This window comes from Celeribacter sp. (genome assembly GCF_048270365.1).
Taxonomy (GTDB): domain Bacteria; phylum Pseudomonadota; class Alphaproteobacteria; order Rhodobacterales; family Rhodobacteraceae; genus Celeribacter.
The window spans coordinates 1-20,725 of sequence record NZ_JBLWTA010000022.1 but is presented as its reverse complement, the minus strand read 5'-3'; the positions used below and the strand labels follow the sequence as shown (position 1 = coordinate 20,725).

Below are 20,725 nucleotides of genomic sequence, written 5' to 3'. Positions count from 1 at the left end.
CTCTCTCACTTTTGGCCCTATTGTAGCGCCGGTAGCGTTAACATCATTGATGCAGGTCACGCCGCAATGCGGCACGCGTGTTTTTTACGCAGTCCCGCTATGCACTGTCTAATGCTTTTGCAAATGATATGTGACATCGGGCCTCAAGACGGGCCCTTAATCCGGGTGTCCGTCAGCCTTCGATCATCGTCTGGTAACTCGCGGGAACATATTCGAAATTCCCGTCCTTCGCGGCGACATAGCCCAGCGCCGGGAAGGGCATGTGATAGCCAATGAAGGGCACGCGGTCCGTCGCCATCATGTCCAAAAGCTTGCGGCGGGTGGTGGCGGCCATCGCCTTGTCGGTGTCGTAGAGCACCTCCCAATCCGGGTTGGCGAGCGAATAGACGTAATGGTTGGCGAAATCCGCGCCGAGGATCAGGCGCTCTCCTTCGCTTTCGAGGTGAAAGGCCATGTGCCCCGGCGTGTGACCGAAAGCGGCCATGGCGGTGATGCCGGAGGTGACGTCGGAGCCATCGTCCAGCAGGTCGAATTGGTCTTGCAGGGGGCGGATTTTGGCCTCGAACCCGTCATTGCCGGACATGTCCCAGTGATCCATCTCCACCGAACCGGTCGAATAGGCGGCATTGGCAAAGGTCGGGGCGTCCGCATAGATGCCGCCGATGTGGTCGCCATGCATATGGGTGATCACCACGCGATCGACCTGATCGGCAGTGTAACCGGCGGCCTCAAGTGCGGCGGTGATGCCCTCGGGCGCGAGGCCGGTGTCAAAGAGGATCAGCTCGGAGCCGGTGTTCACCAGCGTCGGCGTAAAGAAAAACTGCGCGGCATCGGAGGGGATAAAGGCGGCCTCGGAGGCGGCGGCGAAGTCTTCGTCAGAGGCGTTGAGGCCAAAGATCGTGTGCGGATCGGGCACGGTGCGTGTGCCGGCCAAAAGCGTCGTGACCTCGAAATTGCCAAGAGTAAAGCGACGGTAGGGAGCCAAAGCCGCGCCCATCATCGGCGCCTCGGCGCGGGCGCCAAAGGGCAGGCCGGCGGCCAGGGGCACAGCGGCGGCGCCCAGCAAAAGATGGCGGCGGGACAGATAAGGCGTTCTCAGAGAAGTGTTTTTCATGATGTGCGTCCTCCGGTTTCGGATATGATCCGGATCAGAATAGCACAGCTTCTCTTCGGCAGGATGACAATTGCGTCAGGTCAGGAAAGTCCCTGCTCAGTCGTATTCCCACCACTTGTCGATCGTGGCGATGTCCTCATCCGACCAGCCGAAATGATGCGCCAGCTCATGCACGGTCACATGCGCCACCATCTGCTGCAAAGTCACAGTCCCGCGCATGCACCATTCGTCCAGAATGGGCCGCCGAAACAGCCAGATCGTATCGGGCGCCATGGCCTGATCCATCGTTGATTTCTCGGTCATCGGGATGCCGGTATAAAGCCCGGTCAGCTCAAAGGGGTCCTCGATGCCAATCTCGGCCAGCAAATCCTCCGGCGCGAAGTCCATCACGGTGAGTGCCACGTTCGAGGCCTGCACTTTGAAAGCGGGCGGCAGGTCGTTCATCGTGGCGCGGGCGATGTCCTCGATCACATCGAGATCGGGCGCGGTTGCATCAAGAAGCGGTGAAGACATGTCTGACCTCCGGTTGGGACTGGCTCCGATATGGACTCTTTGGCCGCGATATGAAAGAGGAAGCGCAACAGGAGACCCACGATGATCGTCACACGTTTCGCGCCTTCGCCCACGGGCTTTATTCATGTCGGCAACCTGCGCACTGCGCTGTTCAACTACCTGATCACCCGCAAGGCCGGGGGGCAGTTCATTCTGCGCCTCGACGACACGGATCAGGAACGCTCGAAACAGGAATATGCCGACGGCATTCTTGAAGATCTCGAATGGCTGGGCTTCACCTGGGATCGCTTTGAAAAGCAATCCGAACGTCTGGACCGCTACCACGCCGCCGCCGATGAGCTGCGCGCGAAAGGCCGGTTCTACGAGGCGTTCGAGACGCCAACAGAACTGGACCTGAAGCGCAAGAAACAGCTCAATATGGGCAAGCCGCCGGTTTACGACCGTGCCGCTTTGGCGCTCTCCGAGGCCGAAAAAGACGCCCTGCGCGCCGAGCGTGGCGATGGCGTTTGGCGCTTCAAACTCGATCAGGAACGCATCGAGTGGAATGACGGCATTCTGGGCGACATCTCAATCGATGCGGCCTCTGTGTCCGATCCGGTGCTGATCCGCGCCGACGGTCAGTTCCTTTATACGCTTGCCTCGGTCTGCGATGACGTCGATTTCGGCGTGACCAACATCGTGCGCGGCTCCGATCACGTCACCAACACCGCGACGCAAATCCAGATCATCGAAGCGCTCGGCGGCTCCGTGCCGTCCTTTGCGCATCATTCGCTTTTGACCGGTCCGCAGGGTGAGGCGCTGTCGAAACGTCTTGGCACGCTGAGCCTGCGCGACCTGCGCGCGGCGGGGGTCGAGCCGATGGCTCTTTTGTCCCTGATGGCGCGTCTGGGCTCGTCGCAGCCGGTCGAACTTCGGACCTCCATGGAAGAGCTGATCGAAGGTTTTGATCTGTCGCACTTTGGCGCTGCTCCGACCAAATTCGATAGTCAGGACCTGTTCTCCCTGACGTCGCAGATCAACCACGCCAAACCCTTTGCGGATGTGGCCGACGAAGTGGCAGCACTCGGTGTGCCCGCGGAAATCGCCGAGCTGTTCTGGACCGTCGTGCGCGAAAACATCACCGTCAAAGCCGATATGAAAGGCTGGTGGGAGCTGTTCCGCGATGGCGCCGAGCCGCTGGTCGACGATGAAGACAAAGGCTTCATCAATGAGGCCTTCGCCATGCTGCCCGAACCGCCCTACAGCTCTGAGAGCTGGAAAGAGTGGACGACGGCCGTGAAAGAGGCCACGGGCCGTAAGGGCAAAGGCCTGTTCATGCCGCTGCGCAAGGCCGTGACCGGCATGGCGCATGGCCCGGACATGTCCAACGTCCTGCCGCTGATGCAGAAAAAGCCGACGCTTTAAGCGTTTCTGTTCGAAATTACACGAAAAGCCGCCTCGGGGTCGCCCGCATGGCGGCTTTTTACTGTCGAAATGTCGTAAGTTTCCTATCGGAAATATTTTCGGCTTGTCCCGAATCTGGACCTTGCATAATGTCGCCGCAAATCGTGCGTTGGGAGAAGGGACTTCCCTACCGAAGGAGCAACCGCCCCGGAAAACTCTCAGGTAAACGGACCTTCGCACGGTCAAGGACTCTGGAGAGAGGGGTGTGACACCTCCGCCGAAGGGATAACGATCTCAGGCGCATAGGACAGAGGGGGCATCATATGGGCACCGGCGGTTTTGGGTCGTGGTGCCAGAGAGATGCAAAGGGGATAGAATGTCGGATCAGGCGACGGCGCTCATGCGCACACCGCTCTATGAGTTTCACATCGCGCAGGGCGCCAAGATGGTGCCGTTTGCGGGCTATGAGATGCCGGTGCAATATCCCATGGGCGTGATGAAAGAGCACCTGCACACGCGGGCGGGCGCGGGGCTTTTCGATGTGTCGCATATGGGGCAGGTGATGCTCACCTCGCCCGAAGGGGTTGAGGCGTTGGCTCTGGCCTTGGAAAGCATCGTGCCTGTGGATGTGCTGGGGCTTGCGCCGGGGCGTCAACGCTATGGGATTTTCACCGATGAGAGCGGCGGCATTCTCGACGATCTGATGATCTCCAACACCGGCGACGGGCTGTTTCTGGTCGTGAATGCCGCTTGCAAGGTGGAAGACATCGCGCATCTGAACGCCACCCTGCCGGACCATGTGACGGTCACGGAAATCACCGACCGCGCGCTTTTGGCACTGCAAGGGCCGATGGCCGAGGCGGCGCTGGCGCGTCTGGTGCCGCAGGTCGTGGAGTTGAAATTCATGGATTCTGTGCGCATCACCGTCGATGCCGTTGAGTGGTGGATTTCGCGCTCGGGCTACACTGGCGAGGACGGGTTTGAAATCTCGATCCCCGCCGCTCTTGCGCCGAGCATCGCAGAACAACTGGTGGCCATGGAAGAGGTCGAACCCATCGGTCTTGGCGCTCGCGACAGCCTGCGGCTTGAAGCCGGGCTCTGTCTCTATGGCCATGACATCGACACCACAACCTCGCCGATTGAGGGCAATATCGCCTGGGCCATTCAAAAGGTGCGTCGTTCTGGCGGCGCCCGCGAAGGCGGTTTTCCCGGCGCGGATCGTATCCTCTCTGAACTCCACAACGGCGCAGAGCGTAAACGCGTGGGCCTTTTGCCGCAGGGCCGTGCGCCGATGCGCGAAGGCACGCCGCTTTTCGCCACCTCTGAGAGTGACGACCAGATCGGCGAAATCACCTCTGGCGGCTTTGGCCCCTCGGCTCAATGCCCCATTGCTATGGGCTACCTGCCTATCGCTTTCTCTCAAAACGGCACCGAAATCTTCGCGGAACTGCGCGGCAAGCGCCTGCCAGTGACGGTCGCTCCGATGCCGTTCCACGCCACCTCTTACAAACGCTAAACACAACTAGGGACCTTATTTATGGCCGCTGACATCAAATTCACCGAAGAACACGAATGGCTCCGCGTCGAGGACGATCTGATCGTCGTCGGCATCACCGAACATGCCGCCGAACAACTGGGCGATGTGGTCTTCATCGAACTGCCCGAAGAAGGCACCACCGTGTCGAAAGACGATGAGGTCGTGGTGATCGAAAGCGTCAAAGCGGCCTCCGACATCTTGGCACCTCTGGACGGCGAGATTGTCGAGGTGAACGACCCGCTGACCGAAGATCCGGGCAAGGTCGGCGAGGACCCGATGGGCGACGCGTGGTTCTTTAAAATGAAGATCGAAGACCTCTCCGCGCTCGACGATTTCATGTCGGAAGCGGAATACAAAGACTTCATCTCGTAAGGAACGCGCACCGTGGCCTATACCCCGTCGAGCTATAACCCCTATGATTTCGCCAACCGCCGGCACATCGGTCCGTCTCCCGACGAGATGACCGAGATGCTCAAAGTGATCGGCGCCACGTCTCTCGATGCACTGATCGACGAGACGGTGCCAATGGCGATCCGTCAGATGGAGCCGCTCGACTGGGCGCCGATGACCGAACATGAGGTGCTGGGCCATATCCGTAAGGTGGCCAAGCGCAATCTCGTGATGACCTCGCTCATCGGGCAGGGGTTCTACGGCACCGCCACGCCGCCCGCGATCCAGCGCAATATCTTGGAAAATCCGGCGTGGTACACGGCCTATACGCCCTACCAGCCGGAGATCGCGCAGGGGCGTCTGGAGGCCTTGCTAAACTTCCAGACCATGGTCAGCGATCTCACCGGCCTGCCGGTTGCCAACGCCTCTCTCTTGGATGAGGCCACCGCCTGCGCCGAGGCGATGACCATGGCGCAGCGCGTCGCGAAATCGAAGGCCAAGGCGTTTTTCATCGACGAAAATTGTCACCCGCAGAACATCGAGGTGATGAAAACCCGCGCGGCCCCTCTGGGGATCGAGCTGATCATCGGGAGCCCTCGCGCTTTGGTGCCCGCAGATGTCTTCGGCGCGATCTTCCAATATCCTGGCACTTATGGCGATGTGCAGGATTTCACCGCGCAGATTGCAGCGCTCCATGAGGTCAAAGCCGTGGCGGTCATGGCGACCGATCTGATGGCGCTGACGATGCTCAAAGAGCCGGGCGCCATGGATGCCGACATTGCCGTCGGCTCGGCGCAGCGTTTTGGCGTGCCGATGGGGTTCGGTGGTCCGCATGCGGCCTTCATGTCCTGCAAAGATGCGATGAAACGGTCGATGCCCGGACGCATCGTCGGTGTCTCAGTTGATGCCAGTGGCAACCGCGCCTATCGCCTGTCGCTCCAGACCCGTGAACAACATATCCGCCGCGAAAAGGCGACGTCGAACGTCTGCACCGCACAGGCGTTGCTGGCCGTCATGGCGTCGTTTTATGCGGTCTTCCACGGGCCGCAGGGCCTGCGCGCGATTGGTGAACACATCCACGCCAAGGCGGTGAAACTGACCGAAGGTCTCAAATCCGAAGGCTTCAAAGTCTCGCCCGCCACGTTTTACGACACGATCACGGTCGAGGTCGGCGCGATGCAGGGCGTGATCTTGCGCTCCGCCGTCTCCGAAGGCCTGAACCTGCGCAAGGTGGGCAAGGATCGGATCGGGATTTCGATGGATGAAATGGCCGATGACGAGGTGATCGCCAAGGTCTGGCGCGCTTTCGGGCATGAGGCGGAGGTGCCTTCGGGCTTCCCGGGCCTCGGTTTCTCCGAAAAACTGGTGCGTGAGAGCGCCTATCTGGAGCATCCGATCTTCGGCATGAACCGCGCCGAGGGCGAGATGATGCGCTACATGCGGCGTCTGGCGGACCGCGATCTGGCGCTGGATCGCGCGATGATCCCGCTTGGCTCCTGCACGATGAAGCTGAACGCGGCCGTCGAAATGATGCCGATCACTTGGCCCGAATTCAACGCCATCCACCCCTATGCGCCGGAGGATCAGAGCGAAGGCTATCGCTACATGATCGACGATCTGAGCGCCAAACTTTGCGAGATCACCGGCTATGATGCCATGTCGATGCAGCCGAATTCCGGTGCGCAGGGCGAATATGCCGGGCTTTTGACCATTCAGGCCTATCACCGCGCGAACGGGCAGGGTGGGCGCAACATCTGCCTCATTCCGATGTCCGCGCATGGCACCAATCCGGCCTCCGCGCAGATGGTGGGTCTCAAGGTCGTGGTGGTGAAAACCGCCGAGAATGGTGACATCGATCTGGATGATTTCCGCGCCAAGGCCGAAGCTGCCGGAGACAAACTCGCCGCCTGCATGATCACCTATCCCTCGACGCACGGGGTGTTCGAGGAGACGGTGAAAGAGGTTTGCCGCATCACGCATGAGCACGGCGGGCAGGTCTATCTCGACGGCGCGAACCTCAACGCCTTGGTCGGCCTCGCCAAACCCGGCGAGATCGGCTCCGACGTGTCGCACCTCAACCTGCATAAGACCTTCTGCATCCCGCATGGTGGCGGTGGTCCCGGCATGGGGCCGATCGGGGTTAAGGCACATCTTGCCCGTTTCCTGCCGGGCGCGCCGGATGGCTCGGGCGATATGGGCCCGGTGTCGGGGGCGAATTTCGGCTCTGCCTCGATCCTGCCGATTTCCTGGGCGTACTGTATGCTGATGGGCGGTGCGGGCCTGACGCAGGCGACGAAGGTGGCGATTTTGAACGCCAACTACATCGTAGCGCGTCTGAACGACGCCTTCCCGGTGCTCTACAAAGGCAAGCAGGGCCGTGTTGCGCATGAATGCATCGTCGATCCGCGCGGGTTTGAGAAGGCCACGGAGGTGACCGTCGATGACATCGCCAAGCGCTTGATCGACAGCGGGTTTCACGCACCGACCATGTCCTTTCCGGTGCCCGGCACGCTGATGATCGAACCGACGGAGAGCGAGACCAAAGCCGAGTTGGATCGCTTCTGCGAGGCAATGTTGTCGATCCGTCACGAGATCGCGCAGATCGAGGCGGGAGAGCTTCCGCAAGACAACAATCCGCTGAAGCACGCGCCGCATACGGTCAATGATCTGGTCGCCGATTGGGATCGGCCTTACCCGCGTGAACAGGGCTGTTTCCCGCCGGGCGCCTTCCGCGTCGACAAATACTGGCCGCCTGTGGGCCGCGTCGACAACGCCTATGGCGACCGCAATCTGATCTGCCTCTGCCCGCCGCCCGAAAGCTATATCGAAGCGGCGGAGTGAGGCTGTGATCTCAGGTCGAAACAGAGACAGTTCGCCCTCTTGAACCGTGTTGTGTCAGGTTACATATATTCTTCAACTCGAATATAAATGGAGGCAGGCCATGGCCGCCGCTCTTGATAAAACCGATGTGAAACTGGCCTGTCCGACCTGTGGCCAAGTCAACCGTGTTCCCGTGGCAAAACTCACCGCAGGTCCGAAATGTGGCACCTGTGGTGAGCCGCTGATGTCCGGCAAAGTGGCGGAGCTGGACCCTAAGGGGCTTGAGGCGCTGTCGAAAAAGGACGATCTGCCGGTGCTGGTGGATTTCTGGGCGCCTTGGTGTGGGCCGTGCCGGATGATGGCGCCGGAATTCGCTAAGGCGGCGCAGGAACTTAAGGGCCGCGCGCGCTTTGCCAAGATCAACACCGAAGATCACCCCAACGTGTCGATGAAAAACGGCATCCGCGGCATCCCTGCGCTGATCCTTTACCAAGGCGGCAAAGAGGTGGGGCGTATCGCCGGCGCCCGCTCGGCGCGCGAGATCGTGGCTTTTGTCGAACAAAACGGCAAATTGCCGCGCTGACGCCGGGGGCGGGCCGCTTGACTTTGCGGCCTGAAATACCCACTTCTTTCGCTAGAAGTGTTTCGCATTAAATCTGCTTCACAGATTTGGTGTGAAGCGCGCAAAACGTTTATATTTCGCACTGCGTTTTCTTTCCTGTCTCAGATAAAAAGAAAAACGCATTAAGTGGGGTCGTAGCTCAGTTGGGAGAGCGCGTCGTTCGCAATGACGAGGTCGTCGGTTCGATCCCGATCGACTCCACCAATTTTCCAAATTTTTGTCATTGGACCATAAGAGTGCATTTTTGGAGCATAAACGTGCATCTCAGTGTCAAGAAAATTCTGAAACACAAGATGTAGTAGATGTTTCGCAGGTCCAACACGAACACGCTCCGTTTTTAGCTCTCTCCGAAAGGTCTCCAATGTCCGAAAATCGCTATGGCGTGATCTCTGGACTGCGAAGCGCGGAGGATCGGCAGCTCGCGATTGCACGGCTTGAATCTGAAGGTATTCCGACGGATCAGATTTTCACGACCAATCCCGAAGAGCCAAATGCACCGCCCGTCTGGCTCTACTCCATGAGCGCGAATTCGGAACTGATCGCTCCGTCTCTGAGCGACCTCAATCTATCAACACAGGGCATCGCCGCCACGCTGGAAGCCGCGCGGGAGTTGGGCATTCATATCCGCAGCCTTGATGAGGCATTCGACAGCCGAACCGATTGGCAGTCCCAAATCGGCACTCTACTGAGCGCCCTCAACCGCCTCGACCGCAAAGGCTTCTCGGACCGGACCAAGATCGCACTGCAAGATGCCAAGGCCCGTGGTCAGCGCCTGGGGCGTAAGCCGAGCATGACAGATCTGCGAAAAGCTGTTGCCATCCAAATGATCGAGGCCGGTTATAAAGGGATCAAAATATGGAAAACCCTCGCGATTCTGGAAGGCCCGCCGATCAGCCAATCGGCCTATTACCTCTGGCAGAAAACATGGCTGGCTGAGAGGCAGTGATCAGACGCGGAGGGCGGGGAGTTGCCGTTCGCTGCGTAATGCTTGAATGTCGGTTTTGCGAAATGTTGATCCGATTTCGTGGTGCATGAATACCTTTTCGCAAGGTGTTTCATGCCCAAGCCGCCTATAATAAAGTTGATCGAGAGCATACCACAGGATCCAGATGACGGAAGGTTCAGAACTCGCTGATGTGGTAATCCGATCTCTTTTGCAGGGGATTGATCGTAGCATTCACACGACCATTATTATTTTTAAGCAGGTACGATGCCGTTGTTTCTTATGTTGGAGCGACCGTTGTTGTAAGTCCGTAGCTATTCCGTTGCGATCTTGCTGAACCTCGTCGATGCTCACGAAAGAATGGAGGGCCAGCCTTCCGAGACAGACAAAGGCGTCCTAAATCCGATCCACCAGACGTCGAAGCTGCACGCCTTAAGCAAGTTTTTTACTATGATGTTTATCGTTGGCTTCTTGCGCCGATAGCGACCGCGATGCATACTCCCCGCCATGTTTTAGGTATTGTTATGTAAGGCCGACGTGAGCGAAGATTTTTGGCTGGATATTGAGAGTGTTGCTGTGCAACGGGCGGACCGTCCTCTGGTCCTTCAGATCGAGGACATTTTGAAGGTCGAGCCGTTGGATAAGCAGTTTGGGGTCGATCCGAAGCGTTCCGTCCCGGATGTTTTGCGCCCGGCTGTCTTTGGTGGACAGGATGGCGCCTCGCAGTGCTTTGCCATTCTGGATGCGGGAAAGGTCGAGAACTTGCCTGAGATGCTGGCGACGTCCGGTCTTGAGTATCGCTGCTTGTTCAAAGGGGAAACGGCAGAGGAACTGAGCGAGGTTGCGCCTTGGCTCGTGCGGCTGGAGGACGGCAATAAGTTCACGATGGGTCTGTTCACCCGGTCAAACGCGCCGTGGCACTTGTGGGGTCGCCAGCCCGGTTTGTATCTGCGCTCGAGTGCGAGCTTCGATCAGCTATGGCAGCATCTGCGTAAATTCACCCGCATCTGCGATGAGGCTGGGAACTGGTTCTACTTCCGGTTTTGGGACAACGGCAGTCTCATCGACTATCTGCGCTATGCCGACGGCCGCGCGGAATGTGATTTACGCCCGATCTTTGGCTTTGATGCGCAAGATCCGTCACGGCCGTTGGTGCGATCCTACATACATGCTGACAAAGACCGCGCCGTGATCTGCACGGCAACACGTATCAGTGGACACAACACCCGCCCACGCACTGAGTTTGACATGCCCGTGCTGCGCTTTTTGACCCTGCGCAACCATGCGCATCGCTTTGCCGATAGCTTCTTCGCGGATCACACCATCAGCCCTGAAACACGGCGTAGAGCCCATGACGCCGCGGTCCGCGTGGCTCTGCAGTATCACGCATATGGCTTCAAAAGCCGCTACCACTTGGGCAGCTTTGTCTATTGGACGCTTGCGCTGAGCCGGGACTTCAAGACGGCCTCTCCACGCATTCAACAAGAAATTTCCGCCACGAAGACCGACGCAGAGGCCCGCTTTGTCGCGATCTCGCGCGAGATGAAGGCGCTTTTCGGAAACAAGATTAGGAATTTCCATGGCCACCGAGGCTGAGTTTTACTTGCCCCATGACGATTGCACGAAAGGCGGCACCTGCCCCGGTGAAGGCGTTTTCATCCCGCAGCAAATCGGCAATGTGGCGATGGATAAGCTGTTTGTAGGATCGGCGGCGGACAGTCAGCTTGATCTGGGCCTTGCCAATGTCGATAGCTACCCGCTATCGGATGAGGTGTTTCCCGTCATCTATGACGGCGCCTATCTGACGCTTGACGGGCTGATGGATTGCTTTGCGCGCAAATACCCAGAACGCGCCCAGCTTCTGAGCATCCTGATCGAAACCCAAGGCTACAAGGTTGTCTTCGAGGAGAACCCGACCGCTGCCGAGGTCGCTTTGGAAAAATGGCTCGATGATTATGGCACGTTGGTCCGCAGGCAGACCCGTTCGGTTGTGACCAATGACGATTACGCGCTTCTGAACAAGATGCGCGACACCTATGCCAGCGAGCAGCGCAAGCTGGGTGCCATGCGACACTGGCATATTGCGAATGGCACGATTTACCTCAGCACCCGCATCAACCGAAACATTAATGTAAACAACTTCTTCCTTGGCGATGACGGGGATTACATCAACCGGATGCCGACCAATGCCGAGGGCGCGGATTGGCTGAACGCGGTGATGGGCGACTGGATGGCGCGATCCGGCCTTCCGGGGGCTAGCGCCGACGAGGAATTTTCCGACAACTGGAGTGCCCGCATAGCTTGGGGCGGGATGAATATCGTCTTTGGCGCGGCGGAATTTATCGGCGGCGTGGCGCTGACGGCGGGAACGCTGGGGTGGGGAACGGTTGCGGGTGGCGCTTTGTCCCTCGCAGGCTTTGAGGCAATCACTCAGGGCATCGACATGTGGCACACGCCGAATGAAGCCGCCCACAGCACCGGCTGGCTGGGCGATGCCACCTATGCCATGATGAACACGTTCGGTGTGCTTGATCAAAATGATCAGGCCTCGTTCAATCGTTACTGGTCCTTTGCGATGCTGGGGTTGAGTTTGGGCGGCGCGGGCGTTCTGGGCTATGCAGGCAAAGCCGTGCAGGCCGGGCGTGTGGGGCAAGCCGCACGGCAGCTCGATTTCATTGCCGAGGTGTCCAAACGCACTTTGGCGTCGGCCCGCACCGCCATCGTCGGCATCAAGGGCGCGCGTTTCGGCGAATTAATTTTACATTATGCTTCGCTCCCTTCTGGGAGGATTGCAATGAATATCAGAGGCGTAGGTCGCCTCGTCGTTCCGCATTGGGAAAGCTTACCCCGCCTGCGTCTCAGGATGAATACTGCGAAGCAGAGCGTACTTACGGCCAACATGAGCAGAGCGCATGCAGGATACGCAAGCGCTCGACGTGTGGCTGGAGACCTGGACGCTGAAAAGTTAGTGGAGGAAGCGGCCTCTCATCTGGGGATTGCGGACTATAGGCTCTACGTCGACGTAGTGAGATATGAGCCAACAGGATCCAGTTACTTTACGATAGAGAATGGGCAACGCATCTTGGCTTTGTCGGGTGAGCAAGTTAATGTGCTCGGACAAGCAGGGAAATTGATAACAGCTGGTCATGAGCTTCAGCACGCAAAGATATTCAATCTCCTCCGTAGATTGAGTAATTTGTCCGATGACGCATTCACCAATCTGCACTTCAGCCATCCTCAACTTTCAGTCGCCTATGTACGAGAGGAGTTCATCGTCGAAGGCGCGGCTCAGCGCAGAGTTTTGCGATCTTTGGATGCACAGGGGATCAAAATCTCGCCGAGCGATCTAAGGGAGACGAAAGAGTATTTCGCAGCACACAAATCCGCATTCGATTACTTTAAACGTACCGGAAACTGGCCACCCAAAGGTCAGAACTTTTACATTGATTACTATCGTGATGCAGGGGGGGGATGATGCGCGGAACACCTGAACAGTTAAATAAGACACTTCAATCCATGAAACTGACTGAGCCACAAAAATGGATGGTCCAGCTTTGCGGCTATCAGATCAATCCTCGATGGCTTGTGACACCACTCCCAGAGGAGACCAAAGCCATACAGCAACAAAAGGCGCGGGCCTCTCTTGTTGCTCTTCTGGGCAAGGATTTTGGGAGTAATCTCTTGGATTGGCACCAAGCATTAAAAGGTAGTCAAGCCTATGGAGAGCGATATTGGCACGAGCGGTTTGACCGAATTATCGAAAGCATTTCTACTTCCAAATGACGATTGAATGTTAACGGTCCCCTTGATCCGCTCCCAAATTCACGGGCACGACCTAGGTGGTAATAATGCTTGGAAATTAACCAAGCTCTGCCGTGGCGTTTGTCAAAGGAGTTATCCGCCAGCTTCATGCGTAATCTCTGATTTCAACTTTGCGGATTTTGGTTTCTGGATTGGCCGGCCAGAGCCGGTCATTCGCTGCACCTAAAACGATTGACAGCTTTGGGCCGTATGCGGCCATCCGTCATTTTGGGCGGGTAGCCATTCTATTGCTCTTAGGGTGAAAGTCGGCTTTCTGCGTGAGCGCTCCGTCGCAAATACCATCATTCACATTTGCAAGAGTTGCTGGCATATGAAGTGGATGACAGTTCGGACCTCGACCATCTTCGCTTTGCTGCTTGGCTTCGGCCTCGCGGTGACGAGCGTTGTATCGGCGACCCATATGGCCCCCAACAGAACCGGCAATGCCCAGGCCGTCTATGCGATGGTCTTCGGATTAGAGGCGGAAGATTTCTGTGGTAGCGATGCGGGGCATGGTGAGCACGCGCACAATTGTCCGTTCTGCCACGCTCTCCCTAACGCGCCGCAAATGAACGCGCCTGACCTGTGCCTGGCATTCCGGCCGCATGAACAGTGGCGACAGATAGAGCCACTGCGACGTGCAGCCTCGGCGCGCAACATCAATCATTCCACAAGGGCCCCTCCGCGGATCGCCTGATTGGCAAAGATTCGACGGCCCTGTCGCCTGGCGCGCAGGGCAAATCCCATGCCCGTTCCCGCCCAAGAGGGGGAACTAAGGAATGTTCAAATGACTGACACACCAAATCGTGCAGCAGGCGCTGCACTCTATCGCGCCGTCTGGCGTTGGCACTTCATCGCGGGGCTTATCGTCCTGCCTTTCGTTCTGATCCTGGCCGTGACAGGCGCAATCTATCTCTTCAACGACGAGATCAACAACACCGTGCACCGGAACCTGCGCTTCGTGGAGGCCCAATCTGTGGCCCTGTCCGCCTCGCAGATCACCGGGGCCGCGCTGGCTGCCCATCCCGGCACGCTTCGCGCCTACACTCCTGCTTCTGCCCCGGATCGCAGCGCCGAGGTCGACATCGTCGGTGAGGATGGGCTGCGCAACACGATCTACGTCGATCCCTACGACGGGCGCGTGCTGGGCACGCTCTGGGACGGCGGCGCGGCTGGCAGCCCAATGATGTATGTCGTGCGCAAGCTCCATTCTCTGGAATACGTCGGCTGGTTCGGCAACCGCCTGATTGAGGCGGCGGCGGGCTGGATGGTCCTTTTGGTGGCCAGCGGCATCTACCTGTGGCTTCCGCGTGGCCGCAAGACCGTGGGGACGCTACGTATAAAGGCCTCTCGGGGACGTCCATGGTGGCGCGATCTGCACGCGGTCACCGGGATTTACACCGGGGGCTTCATCGTCTTTCTTGCCATGACGGGTCTGCCTTGGTCCGGCGTCTGGGGGGCGAAATTCTATGACACCGCCTACGCGTTTGGGCTCGGAATGCCCGATGGTTACTGGTCCAAGACACCGCAATCCGAGGTTCCCACACAGGACGTGGTAGATCGCGCGCCCTGGATCATGGAGCGCCAGACGATCCCGTCTTCGCAGCTCCCTGAGGGTGGCGCTCATACAGGCCATGGCGAACATGCGACGACATCCCCCACGCCGGAGGGCATTGAGCTTCCGCTCCTCGACACAGTGGTCGCCACGGTCGAGCGACTGGGCATCGTGCCGGGTTATGCCATCAATGTGCCGACCACGCCGACCGGGGTCTTCACGGCTTCCGTATATCCTGACGACATCACTTTTGAGCGGGTTATCCACCTTGATCGCTACACGGGAGAAGTGCTCTACGACGCGGGTCTCGAAGACCTGGGCACTCTGGGTCGCTGGGCGGAATGGGGCATCTCGGTCCATATGGGCCAGGAATGGGGCCTTCTGAACCAGATCGTCCTGCTGCTCGCTTGCCTCGCTATGGTCATGCTTTGCGTGTCAGCGGCAACCATGTGGTGGAAACGTCGTCCCTCCGGTGCCTTGGGTATTCCGACCGTTCCGACCGATTGGCGCATTCCCCGGACCTTGCTCGGGATGGCCGTCGTGGCGGGGATCTTCTTCCCGCTGGTGGGGCTGTCGATGTTGCTTCTGCTGGGGATTGAGTTGGTCGCTCAAATGATCGGACGTCGCAGAAAGTTCGCATGAGACCCAGTGCAATATGGGGCTCAGACAATAGATACTTTAAGAGGGGCCGGTGCTGGCCCCTCTTTTTATCTGCCAGGGACTGTCACCAAAGGGCAAGAGCGGACTTTCGCCATTAACAATCACGAACGACCGTTTTGAGCCGAAGGCGTCGATTGAGGGCCGCCTGAAAGCGTATCGACAGAAATTTTTTAACCCGCTCCTATGACATTGGCGATATCGACCGTGCCGAAGACGCGACCAGAGGGCGACCCTGTCAGCGAGCCTCCGGGCGGTTCTTCGGAAACGCCCAGAGTGAGCGTCCCGTGCACCGCGGCGATGTCTGGCGGCAGCGGCAATCTGATGCTTTCGCCCGCAGGCCACAGACCGACCGACTGGGCCGGTTCATCGGGGCCATGTGCCCAGACCTGAAGGATGCGCCCCTCGGGAGCGCCGCCCAGGGTGCGGGTCAGGATGACCTCTTGGCGGGATTTGTCGACCACGGCGACGACACGGAAATCTCCGATGCCCGATGTGATCTCGGCGGTATAGAGCGGGCCCGTTGTGTTGGGGCCACGCAGCGGCGCCAGTGCGAGAACGAGCACAAGCGCGACGGCCATCGCCCCGCCTGTCAGGGCCTGCCAAACCCCGAGCCGTTTCCAGATGGGCGGCTTCACGGTCTCGGGAAAGAGATCCGCCATCAGCGCGGTCTTGACCGAAGACGGCGCCGTCACGGGCGGCAAATCCGCCATCGTGGACAGGCGTGTTTCCCACCCCCGCACAAGCCCCGCAAACCCGGAATCGGAGGCGGCGCGGCGTTGCACTTTGGCCCGCTCGTCGCCCTCAAGCAGACCGAGCGCCAACTCAGCGGCGAGCATCTCATCATCGTCATGGGATTGGGTCATCCGTCCATACACTCCCTCAATGCGCTCAGCCCACGTCGCAGCCATGTGCGCATTGTGTTGAGCGGCACTTTGGCGGCCTCGGCCAGTTCGGCATAGCTTTGCCCGTCGAGATAGGCCCCGGTGATGGCGGCGCGTCGATCCTCGGGCAGGGTGTCGAGACAGGCCACGATGCGCCGGGCGTCCGAGGCGATGATGGTGGCTTGCTCTGGTGTCTGGCTGGGCGCGGCCAGCGTGTCTTCGTAATCGCCGACATGGGCGTGATTGCGCCGTGCCCTGAGCCGATCAATCGCCGTATTGCGGGCAATGGTGATGAGCCAGGTCATCGGTGAATGACCTGTCACTCGGTAGCGTCCGGCGTTCTTCCAGATTTTGACATAGGTGTCGTGCATGGCGTCCTCGGCCGACTGGCGTTCCCCCAAGACACGCAGCGACACGGCGAAAAGTTTCGCGCTGGTCAGGTCATAAAGTTCGGAGAGGGCGGCCCGCTCGCCCAGTGACACGCGCGCGATCAGCTCTTCGACCCTGTCTCGGGGCGGTGGCGCATTGTCTTCTTTGCAGCCCTCTTTTGCCTCTGTCACGCTGCCGTCCTCAAAAAAAATCAATCGGGCTGAAACTCTTGCCCGTGTCCCCCCGTGGTTAAAGGCGATTGATCCGTAAATCTCGGCTCAACGCAAGCCAATACCTAGGCCAATACATAGGAAGGAAACCACGATGACCACCCTGAAACTTGCCCTGACTGCCTCTGCCGCACTTGCCACCGCTGCGCCGACCTTCGCCATGGACCATGCCGGCACCATGGGCTACGCACTTGCCGAAGACGGAAAAACCCTTGTGACCATGGCCGATATTGCCTCCCCCGGCGAGGTGATGACCCACGATCTGGAGATGCCGCTGCGGGCCATCGCTTACCGTCCCGTGACCGGACAGCTTTTGGGCTATGCCGATGGCATGATCTTTGAGGTCGACCCGATGTCGGGCGCTTTGACGGACCTTGGCGCGATGTTCATGGAGGATGCGATGATCGGCGAAGGCGCGGTTGCCTTCGATTTTAACAACAAGATCGACGCGGTGCGTGCCGTGGGCGCCGATGGTGCAAACCTCGTCTATTTCCCCGATGGGTTCGGGGACGGCGATGAACGTGCGGGGTCCGTCCGTCGCTTTACCGATACCTTCTATGCCGAAGGGGACATGAGCACTGGCGCCGAGCCGCTGATCTTTGCCAATGCCTATACCAATGCGATCAATGGCATGACGGCCGGGTCCACGGCACAATTTGCGCTCGATGCCCGCGCCAACGCTCTGGTTTCGCTGGCCAACAACGCGGGGGAATTGACCTCGGTCGGCTATCTGACCCTCGACGGCGAGACTGTGGATGTGACCGATTGGGGCGGCTTTGACATCGTGTCTCCCGAGGAAGGCATGGACCATGCCTATGCCATCCTCCAGATCGACGGCGAAAGCGCCGCAGGCCTCTATTCCGTGGACCTCTCCTCCGGCGCGCTGACCATGCTCAGCGATCTGGGCATGGGGGGCTTTACGGGCTTTGCTGCCTCGAAAGGCATGTAAGCCGATCAGGCCGATCGCTTGCGGTCATCCATAAATCAAAACGAACACCCCGATCTCAGGATTGGGGTGTTTTTCTAAGGCATCTTCCCTCAGGCGATCCTCAAGTTGCACTTGACGGACCATAAAATCCCCAACTACAACACACGTGATGACACACCTTGCATGGAGGACGCACATGACGATTGCTTATCGCTTCCTCCCGGGGTCGTCCGGTTTCGGAGCCGCCCTTATCTGACGCTTTCGTGGCGCTTTCGCCCACAAGCTACAGATTGACTGGTCCAAATGGACCCACTTTCCAAACCCTTCGCAAGGCGCAACCCACCCGGTTGTGAAATTGTTATCATGATCCATTTTTCTGCTCACGGCGCGTTTGCGCGTGTTTTCTCATTCACCTTCCGTCTTTGGATGCGTCAAAAGGGGAAGGTTGTCACCATTCTGGCCTTGGTTCTGATCTCCGCGGCCTCCGATCTCTCCATACCTGTTTTCACGGGACGCCTCGTTGATGCTGTGGCCGCGTCTGAGACGCCTTGGCCTGCCTGCGGGGCGCTTTTGGTGTTTGGCGTCCTCTCCGTCGTCGCCAAAATTCAAAGCTATTTTGCCATCATCGACCTGACCATCCCTTCGATGCGCGCCGCCGAAGCCGAAGCCTTCGCTCATGTTCAACGGCTCCCCGCTGACTGGCATGCGAATGCCTTTGCCGGTTCCACCGTGCGTAAGATCACACGCGGGGCCTGGGCCTTGGATGAAATGGCAGACCTTTTGTTGTTGGCACTGTTGCCCTCGGCGCTGATCCTTTTGGGCAGCATCGGAACGCTGACGGCGTTTCGCTGGGAGGTGGGTCTGGTTGCCGGGATTGGCGCGCTTGTGTTCCTGGCCCTCTCCCTGTCTTTGACGCTGTTCTGGGTGGCGCCTGCGGCGCGTTTGGCCAATGCGCAAGACAGCCGCGTCTCCGGCGCGCTGGCCGATGCGATCACTTCCAACGGGGTCGTGCGCGCCCATGCGGGCGAGCTGCGCGAAGACAGGCGGCTGGGCCTTGTTCTGGACAAATGGGCACATCGCAGTCGGCGCACATGGCGGCGCGGCACAGTGTCTGGCCTGTCGCAGGACATGACGATTTGGGCCTTGCGGGCGATGGTTCTGGGCGGGGCTCTTGTCGCCTATACCCGTGGTCTGGCCAATGCGGGCGAAATTGCCTTTGTGGTCTCGGCCCTCGGCATGCTCGATGGCTATTTACGCCAGATGGGCAACCATGTGCGTGGTCTGCAAAAGGCGGTCAACGATGCCGAGGAACTGGTGGCCCTGATGGCCGTCGCCCCAGAAACCTCTGTCGCGAAGATGCCTGAAAGCGCCTTGCCGCCCCGCGCGGCGGCATTGGCGTTCAATCATGTGGATTATGGCTACGACGGGGCTGCAACACCGCTTTTTACCAATCTGGATATCGCGATCCCAGAGGGCCAGAAAGTCGGATTGGTTGGGCGGTCTGGTTCAGGCAAGACCACTTTCGTGAAGCTGATCCAGCGGATTCACGAGATCAACGACGGCACCGTCACATTGGGCGGCGTCGATATCGCGCGCGTTCCCTTGGAGGTGTTGCGCCAACACATCGCGCTTGTCCCGCAAGAGCCTGTGTTGTTTCACCGCTCTTTGGCCGAGAACATCGCCTACGCCCGTCCCGGCGCGTCGATGCAGGAGGTCCGGGAGGCTGCTGAGCGCGCAGGGGCTCTTGATTTCATCGAGCGTTTGCCCAAAGGCTTTGGCACGAAGGTGGGCGAGCGGGGCGTCAAACTGTCGGGGGGAGAGCGGCAGCGGGTCGCCATCGCGCGCGCCTTTTTGTCGAACGCGCCGGTTCTGATCATGGATGAGGCGACATCTTCGCTCGATTCAGAAGCCGAGGCCAAGGTGGCTCAGGCCGCAGAACGGCTGATGGAGGGGCGCACCACTTTGGTGATTGCTCACCGTTTGGCGACCGTCGAACGGATGGACCGCATCCTCGTCTTTGATCGGGGACGGATCGTCGAAGACGGCACGCCTTTGGAGCTCATGGCCCGCGAAGACGGCCTCTACCGCGCCCTGCGCGCCCGGCAGGCCTTGGTGGGGTGAGGTCACTTGAGCGGTAACTCATGCACGCATGGCGGATCAGCCGAACTTACCCGCCCTCCTTGCTGGAATAGGGCGCAAGCGGCGACACACCGGGGTTTGGGCGCAGCGGGTGCCCCGTCATCGGGAACGCCCGCTGCGCGCAGTTCTGGCGATCACAGATTTTGCAGCCCGCGCCAATCGGCGTGGCAATGTCGGGGTTCTTCAGGTCCAGCCCCCGGGAATAGACAAGCCGCTCCGCATGCGACAAATCACAGCCGAGCGCCACGGCGAATTCCTTGACCGGCGCGTCGAAGCCACCCGTTCCGTGACGTACCGTGCGCGCAACCCAAAGGTAGCTGCGTCCATCCGGCATCTGCGCCACCTGCGTCAACACCTCGCCGGGTCGCGAGAAAGCCGCGTAGACGTTCCACAGCGGACAAGACCCACCGATCCGCGAAAAGTGAAAGTCGGTCGCGGACTGACGCTTGGAAATATTGCCCGCGCGATCCACCCGGACAAAGAAAAACGGCACGCCGCGCGCCGCGGGCCTCTGGAGGGTGGACAGCCTATGGCAAGTCGTCTCGAACCCCACGCCGAACCGATGGGCGAGCCGCTCGATGTCATAGCCTTCGGCCTCTGCAACCTCGAGGAAACTGCTGTAGGGCAGGATTACAGCCCCGGCAAAATAGTTCGCCAAGCCGATGCGCAGAAGCGCGCGGCTGTCTTCGCTTGCTATCTCGGCCTCTGAGCTGCTGCCGGTTTCGTGGACACCGAGATAAGGTGTTTATGAAACTGGAGAATTTACATGACCAGAAGGATGTTCAGCCGCGAGTTCAAACTAGAAGCGGTGGAGTTGATAACGAAGCGTGGTGTCAGCAT

18 protein-coding genes, 1 tRNA gene and 1 riboswitch are annotated in these 20,725 nt (G+C 59.2%); of the genes, 14 read left to right on the top strand and 5 right to left on the bottom strand.

Annotated features, from left to right (window positions below; genetic code table 11):
• Nucleotides 1–172 precede the first annotated feature (172 nt).
• Both ACN0X0_RS19305 and ACN0X0_RS19300 read right to left on the bottom strand, forming a co-directional pair.
• A complete protein-coding gene (locus ACN0X0_RS19305; RefSeq protein WP_417280515.1) occupies nt 173–1,114 on the bottom strand; it encodes an MBL fold metallo-hydrolase in 942 nt (313 codons plus the stop codon).
• Nucleotides 1,115–1,210: 96 nt separating this feature from the next.
• Nucleotides 1,211–1,627, bottom strand: a complete 417-nt coding sequence (locus tag ACN0X0_RS19300; protein ID WP_417280514.1) for a metallopeptidase family protein — start codon at nt 1,625–1,627, stop codon at nt 1,211–1,213.
• 81 nt (nt 1,628–1,708) lie between these two features.
• On the opposite strand from ACN0X0_RS19300, the gene gltX reads away from it, so the two are divergent.
• From gltX to ACN0X0_RS19240, 12 genes are all read left to right on the top strand, one after another.
• Complete coding sequence (gltX, locus tag ACN0X0_RS19295; protein WP_417280513.1) at nt 1,709–3,031, top strand: glutamate--tRNA ligase; 1,323 nt, start codon at nt 1,709–1,711, stop codon at nt 3,029–3,031.
• A 139-nt stretch (nt 3,032–3,170) separates the two neighbouring features.
• A riboswitch (glycine riboswitch) is annotated at nt 3,171–3,254 on the top strand.
• Between the two features lie 132 nt (nt 3,255–3,386).
• A complete protein-coding gene (gene gcvT, locus ACN0X0_RS19290; RefSeq protein WP_417280512.1) occupies nt 3,387–4,526 on the top strand; it encodes a glycine cleavage system aminomethyltransferase GcvT in 1,140 nt (379 codons plus the stop codon).
• Nucleotides 4,527–4,559: 33 nt separating this feature from the next.
• Complete coding sequence (gene gcvH / locus ACN0X0_RS19285; protein WP_219786678.1) at nt 4,560–4,919, top strand: glycine cleavage system protein GcvH; 360 nt, start codon at nt 4,560–4,562, stop codon at nt 4,917–4,919.
• Nucleotides 4,920–4,931: 12 nt separating this feature from the next.
• Nucleotides 4,932–7,778: an aminomethyl-transferring glycine dehydrogenase gene (gene gcvP / locus ACN0X0_RS19280; protein WP_417280511.1), complete on the top strand. Its 2,847-nt coding sequence runs from the start codon at nt 4,932–4,934 to the stop codon at nt 7,776–7,778.
• Nucleotides 7,779–7,878: 100 nt separating this feature from the next.
• Nucleotides 7,879–8,340, top strand: a complete 462-nt coding sequence (gene trxC / locus ACN0X0_RS19275; RefSeq protein ID WP_417280510.1) for a thioredoxin TrxC — start codon at nt 7,879–7,881, stop codon at nt 8,338–8,340.
• A 167-nt stretch (nt 8,341–8,507) separates the two neighbouring features.
• A tRNA-Ala gene (locus tag ACN0X0_RS19270) sits at nt 8,508–8,583 on the top strand.
• A 40-nt stretch (nt 8,584–8,623) separates the two neighbouring features.
• The gene (locus ACN0X0_RS19265) at nt 8,624–9,325 is read left to right on the top strand and encodes a recombinase family protein (RefSeq protein ID WP_417280509.1); all 702 of its coding nucleotides are present in this window, start codon (nt 8,624–8,626) and stop codon (nt 9,323–9,325) included.
• A gap of 618 nt (nt 9,326–9,943) precedes the next feature.
• Nucleotides 9,944–10,918: a DUF4123 domain-containing protein gene (locus ACN0X0_RS19260; RefSeq protein WP_417280508.1), complete on the top strand. Its 975-nt coding sequence runs from the start codon at nt 9,944–9,946 to the stop codon at nt 10,916–10,918.
• A complete protein-coding gene (locus ACN0X0_RS19255; RefSeq protein WP_417280507.1) occupies nt 10,902–12,797 on the top strand; it encodes a hypothetical protein in 1,896 nt (631 codons plus the stop codon). The genes ACN0X0_RS19260 and ACN0X0_RS19255 overlap by 17 nt, the downstream gene beginning before the upstream one ends.
• A gap of 41 nt (nt 12,798–12,838) precedes the next feature.
• The gene (locus ACN0X0_RS19250; protein WP_417280506.1) at nt 12,839–13,105 is read left to right on the top strand and encodes a hypothetical protein; all 267 of its coding nucleotides are present in this window, start codon (nt 12,839–12,841) and stop codon (nt 13,103–13,105) included.
• Nucleotides 13,106–13,454: 349 nt separating this feature from the next.
• Nucleotides 13,455–13,820, top strand: a complete 366-nt coding sequence (locus ACN0X0_RS19245; RefSeq protein WP_417280505.1) for a hypothetical protein — start codon at nt 13,455–13,457, stop codon at nt 13,818–13,820.
• A gap of 90 nt (nt 13,821–13,910) precedes the next feature.
• On the top strand, nt 13,911–15,320 hold the full coding sequence (locus ACN0X0_RS19240) for a PepSY-associated TM helix domain-containing protein (protein ID WP_417280504.1): 1,410 nt from the start codon (nt 13,911–13,913) through the stop codon (nt 15,318–15,320).
• 188 nt (nt 15,321–15,508) lie between these two features.
• Here the strand turns inward: ACN0X0_RS19240 and ACN0X0_RS19235 are convergent, their stop codons facing one another.
• Nucleotides 15,509–16,201: an anti-sigma factor domain-containing protein gene (locus tag ACN0X0_RS19235; RefSeq protein WP_417280503.1), complete on the bottom strand. Its 693-nt coding sequence runs from the start codon at nt 16,199–16,201 to the stop codon at nt 15,509–15,511.
• A complete protein-coding gene (locus ACN0X0_RS19230) occupies nt 16,198–16,779 on the bottom strand; it encodes a sigma-70 family RNA polymerase sigma factor (protein ID WP_417280502.1) in 582 nt (193 codons plus the stop codon). Before ACN0X0_RS19230 ends, ACN0X0_RS19235 begins: the two co-directional genes overlap by 4 nt.
• Before the next feature lie 133 nt (nt 16,780–16,912).
• On the opposite strand from ACN0X0_RS19230, the gene ACN0X0_RS19225 reads away from it, so the two are divergent.
• Together ACN0X0_RS19225 and ACN0X0_RS19220 are read left to right on the top strand one after the other, a co-directional pair.
• Complete coding sequence (locus ACN0X0_RS19225; protein ID WP_417280501.1) at nt 16,913–17,767, top strand: DUF4394 domain-containing protein; 855 nt, start codon at nt 16,913–16,915, stop codon at nt 17,765–17,767.
• A gap of 342 nt (nt 17,768–18,109) precedes the next feature.
• Entirely contained in the window at nt 18,110–19,867 is a 1,758-nt protein-coding gene (locus ACN0X0_RS19220) for an ABC transporter ATP-binding protein (protein ID WP_417280500.1), read from the top strand.
• Nucleotides 19,868–19,913: 46 nt separating this feature from the next.
• On the opposite strand, the gene ACN0X0_RS19215 is transcribed toward ACN0X0_RS19220, so the two are convergent.
• Nucleotides 19,914–20,543, bottom strand: coding sequence for a helix-turn-helix domain-containing protein (locus ACN0X0_RS19215; RefSeq protein WP_417280499.1), 630 nt, complete (start codon nt 20,541–20,543; stop codon nt 19,914–19,916).
• Nucleotides 20,544–20,725 lie beyond the last annotated feature (182 nt).